This is a genomic window from Pseudomonas sp. HMWF006, from assembly GCF_003061205.1.
Classification (GTDB): Bacteria; Pseudomonadota; Gammaproteobacteria; order Pseudomonadales; family Pseudomonadaceae; genus Aquipseudomonas; species Aquipseudomonas monsensis.
In genome coordinates, this window is record NZ_QAIU01000533.1 from 2237 (window position 1) to 4593 (window position 2357).

The following is a 2357-nucleotide window of genomic DNA, read 5'->3' on the forward strand; positions in this document are numbered from 1 at the left end:
CTGATCATCACGTCATCGACGCGCCAGCTCGGCAGGAAGCGGAAGTTTTCCAGCAGTTCGCTGACTTCCGGGACGAACTGGTCAACGGCCTGCACCAGCAGGGTCCACTCTTTTTCCGGCAGCTTGCTGAATTCGTCTTCGGCAAACGGGCCGCGACGCAGTTCCCATGGGCGCTCGCCGTGTTCGATCACCAGACGCGATTCGACTTCTTCTTCCAGGGCCAGGCCGGCCAGTTCGTCGGCGTCGATCGGGCTTTCGAAGTCAGGAATCGCCTGACGGATCAGCAGTGGCTTTTTCTGCCAGTAGTCGCGCAGGAATTCGCGTGCTGTAAGGCCGCCCAGAAGTTGAAGAGGAATATCGGAATTCATATGTAACCTATTGAAAAAAAGCACTTTTCAGACGGGAATAAAAACGCCCGGCGCGGCCGGGCGTCTCAAACGGATCAAGCGGTCGATCAGATGCGTTTGGCTTGCGCTACAGCGTTGCCGATGTAGTTGGCCGGGGTCAGTTGCTTGAGCTCGGCTTTCGCTTGCGCTGGCATGTCCAGGCCGTCGATGAAAGTCTGCAACGCTTCAGGGCTGATGCCCTTGCCGCGGGTCAGTTCTTTCAGCTTCTCGTACGGGTTTTCGATGTTGTAGCGGCGCATCACGGTCTGGATCGGCTCAGCCAGGACTTCCCAGCATGCGTCGAGGTCAGCGGCAATCTTCTGCTCGTTGAGCTCCAGCTTGCTGATGCCTTTGAGGCTGGCTTCGTAGGCGATCACGCTGTGGGCGAAGCCGACACCGAGGTTGCGCAGTACGGTGGAGTCGGTCAGGTCGCGCTGCCAGCGGGAAATCGGCAGTTTGCTCGCCAGGTGCTGGAACAGGGCGTTGGCGATACCCAGGTTGCCTTCGGAGTTTTCGAAGTCGATCGGGTTGACCTTGTGCGGCATGGTCGACGAACCGATTTCGCCGGCGATGGTGCGCTGCTTGAAATAACCCAGGGAGATATATCCCCAGATGTCGCGGTCGAAGTCGATCAGGATGGTGTTGAAGCGCGCAATGGCGTCGAACAGCTCGGCGATGTAGTCGTGCGGTTCGATCTGCGTGGTGTACGGGTTGAAGCCCAGGCCCAGTTCGTCTTCGATGAAGGCGCGGGCATTGGCTTCCCAGTCGATCTGCGGGTAGGCCGACAGGTGTGCGTTGTAGTTGCCGACAGCACCGTTGATTTTGCCCAGCAGCGGTACGGCAGCGACTTGAGCGATCTGACGCTCGAGACGGTACACCACGTTCGCCAGCTCTTTACCCAAAGTCGTCGGGGAGGCCGGTTGACCGTGGGTGCGCGACAGCATTGGCACGTCAGCGAAACGGATGGCCAGTTCGCGGATGGCATTGGCGGTCTGGCGCATCAGCGGCAGCATCACGTCGTCACGGCCTTCGCGCAGCATCAGGGCGTGGGACAGGTTGTTGATGTCTTCGCTGGTGCAGGCAAAGTGGATGAACTCGCTGACCTTGGCCAGCTCCGGCAGCTTGGCCGCCTGCTCCTTGAGCAAGTATTCGATCGCCTTGACGTCGTGGTTGGTGGTGCGCTCGATCTCTTTGACGCGCTCGGCGTGCTCCAGCGAGAAGTTTTCAGCCAGTTCATTGAGAACGGCGTTGGCCTCGGCGGAGAAGGCTGGCACTTCCGGGATACCGGCGTGGGCGGCCAGGCGCTGGAGCCAGCGCACTTCAACCAGGACGCGGGCACGGATCAGGCCGTACTCGCTGAAAATCGGGCGCAGGGCCTGGGTTTTGCCGGCGTAGCGGCCGTCAACAGGGGAAACCGCAGTGAGCGAAGAGAGCTGCATGGGGTGTTCTCGGACAGTCGGGCAACGAAATGGGGCGCGTATCATACATGAAAAAATCCGCCGGTCCGTTGCCAACTGACCGGCGTATTACGCGCTACAGACTACAAAACTTTTATTGCGCGACGATTTACTCGCTGCGCATCAACGGATACAGCTCTTTGAGCAGCTTGCGCCGGCTGATCACCAACTGCCAGCGGTGCCCGCCAAGCTGACGCCACAGGCGCGCCGAACGAATGCCGGCGAGCAGCAGGGCGCGGATCTTCGAAGCGTTGCTCGGTTGCTGCAGGTTACGCATGTCGCCGTGCACTTGAATGCGTTGGCGCAAGGTACTCAGGGTGTCCTGATACAGCGCGCCGCATGCGGCGACCACATTTTCGTGGGCCGGGCCGAAGTGTTCGACCTGCGACTGGATCTGCGGCAGGCGCTTGCCGATGGTGTCGAGCATGTCGCCACGCTTGGCCAGTTGCCGCTCCAGGCCGAGCATCGACAGCGCATAACGCAACGGCTCGCGCTGCAAGGTGCTCGGGTCGCG

At 60.5% G+C, this 2357-nt stretch carries 3 protein-coding genes; all 3 read right to left on the reverse strand.

The window, feature by feature from the left end; translation table 11 throughout:
• The coding region (locus DBR24_RS33490; RefSeq protein WP_371921348.1) for a cupin domain-containing protein at positions 1–368 on the reverse strand (368 nt) is incomplete at its 3' end.
• Between the two features lie 86 nt (positions 369–454).
• The gene (purB, locus tag DBR24_RS24025; RefSeq protein ID WP_016987412.1) at positions 455–1825 is read right to left on the reverse strand and encodes an adenylosuccinate lyase; all 1371 of its coding nucleotides are present in this window, start codon (positions 1823–1825) and stop codon (positions 455–457) included.
• Positions 1826–1952: 127 nt separating this feature from the next.
• A partial coding sequence (locus DBR24_RS24030) for a DUF489 family protein (protein ID WP_128615982.1) occupies positions 1953–2357 on the reverse strand: 405 nt, incomplete at its 5' end.